Origin of the sequence: Mesorhizobium sp. M6A.T.Ce.TU.016.01.1.1 (assembly GCF_003997065.1) — a bacterium.
Taxonomy (GTDB): Bacteria; Pseudomonadota; Alphaproteobacteria; order Rhizobiales; family Rhizobiaceae; genus Mesorhizobium; species Mesorhizobium mediterraneum.
The window spans coordinates 1-1,856 of the sequence record NZ_RZTJ01000078.1 but is presented as its reverse complement, the minus strand read 5'-3'; the positions used below and the strand labels follow the sequence as shown (position 1 = coordinate 1,856).

Sequence of the window (1,856 nt, the reverse complement as noted above, 5' to 3'; positions counted from 1 at the left end):
GGCGAGCGCGGCGCCCGCGTGATAGGCCATGGCATAGCCTTCCCCGGAATTGGTGGGGTTCTCATAGGTCCCGAACAGGTAGCCCGAGTGCGGCAGTCCCAGACGGCCGGCCGCGCCCATGCAAAGGATCACGGTCTTGGCGCGAAGCACGAGCAACTCGGCCGAGCGCGTATTCACCGCGATCGCCCCCGCGATCCCGCCGTTCTTCGCGGTCAACAGGCGCGTCGCCATGTGGCGATTAGAGATCAGAATCCTTTCGCGTCTGAGCTGGCGATAGAGTGCCTTCTTCACCGTGTCGCCATTCGGCATCGGCAGGACGTAGGTTCCGAGATGATGAACCTTCTTCAGATCAAAATCGCCATTGGCGTTTTTCTGGAAGCGTATGCCGAAACGGTCGAGCTCCTGGATAATATCGTAGCAGCGCGACGCATATTTGAAGACCGGGGCCTGGTCGACGATGCCATCGTTGGCGATCGTGATCTCCTTAGTATACTTCTCAGGCGTGGCGTAGCCGGGCACAACAGCATTGTTCAGCCCATCCATGCCCATCGAGATCGCGCCCGAGCGTTTCACATTGGCCTTTTCGAGCAGCACGACGTTCAAGTCGGGACTGCGCTGCTTGGCCTTCAGCGCGGCCATCGGACCGGCTGTGCCGCCGCCAATTACCAGAACATCGCAAGCGACTTCCGCCAGTCCTTCGACAAAGTTGTCCATTGTCTTGCTCAGGCCTGTGTGTCGGCGATTTCGCGCAGATAGCGCCACGGGTAGATGCCGCGGTCGTGGCCATCCGAGAAAACTAGACGTATGGCGTAGGAGCCGATAGCCTCGGCGCTCGTGACGGTCACGTCGTCGAATGAATGCTTCCTCCCGTCAATGGAGGACCGGATGTGATGTGCAGCTCGGCTGAGTGCCCGCAACCGTGAAGCAGGTATAAGGGAGAAATTGCCGTCATCCCATGTGATAGCTAGGGATCGGCGTTCTGCGTTGATTCTGATTTTCAAAGGTATCATGGCGTTTCCTGATCGTGCCGCGCCATTGTAGGAACCAGTCCTGGTTCGACACGCAATAAATTGCCTGCTGCTGCCGCAACCCAAAAGGCATCCTTGTGTCCTGGGGGACCAGAAAGCCTCGCGCGATTGACTGAGAATCTCGGAGAGGTCCATTTCGGCGCCTCGCCGCACGCGCTCATCGCGGACTCGGGGCGGGGCGATGGAAGCCTCGCTGCGGCAGGTCTCCAGACGGCCAGCAGGCCGCCTCGCCATCTGCCGGTTCCTCCTGCAGGTCACCTATAAGCACCGGCGTCGAATGTCAGCGCGCCATCAGTCTGGCGCGTGGCCGTGTAGGGTATAGCGTAGATTTCCGAATGCGCTCGGGTTGCGCCCGCGCAGCGCAAAGAGCGTGCGTGCTCATAGTCCTTCCCGCACCGAGCCAACAGCCGGGCTGTCAAAGGGCGCTGCAAGCCAAGTCAGCATCGTTGCCCGCGGGCAGTTGGCTTCTGGCGCGGCATGCGCCGTCTTGGACCGTCATAAGGCTGACAACACATTCCGCGACGGTCGCCGACGATCCCAACGGCGGTTTCTCATACGCCGAGCCATTCGACAGTTTGGAGGGAACGAATGAACGTCACCGCATTCAGCAGCCCGGTCTTCGGCCGGAGGACCGCAGCAGTCTGATCCATAAAACCGCCCTTTACGCGTGCTACCAAGCAAACGACGGCCGCAAGCCGCTGGGGGTGGCGCGCGATGCTTTGTCGGCTTCGCGAAGCGAGCCGGACTCCTGGAAGACCCCGAGGCGGTGATGCCGTGGATCGCTGCTTCCAATTCGGGCGGTGGACATGCAGGTGTAGGTGTAGGCCC

Annotated in this window: 2 protein-coding genes; both read right to left on the bottom strand. The window is 60.9% G+C overall.

Annotated elements, in window-relative coordinates; translation table 11 throughout:
- On the bottom strand, positions 1 to 714 hold a 714-nt coding region (locus tag EOC94_RS33250; RefSeq protein ID WP_127295855.1), incomplete at its 3' end, for an FAD-binding protein.
- Between the two features lie 8 nt (positions 715 to 722).
- Positions 723 to 1,010 (bottom strand): gamma-butyrobetaine hydroxylase-like domain-containing protein, encoded by a 288-nt coding sequence (locus tag EOC94_RS33245; RefSeq protein ID WP_127295854.1) that lies wholly within the window; start codon positions 1,008 to 1,010, stop codon positions 723 to 725.
- Positions 1,011 to 1,856: the final 846 nt, after the last annotated feature.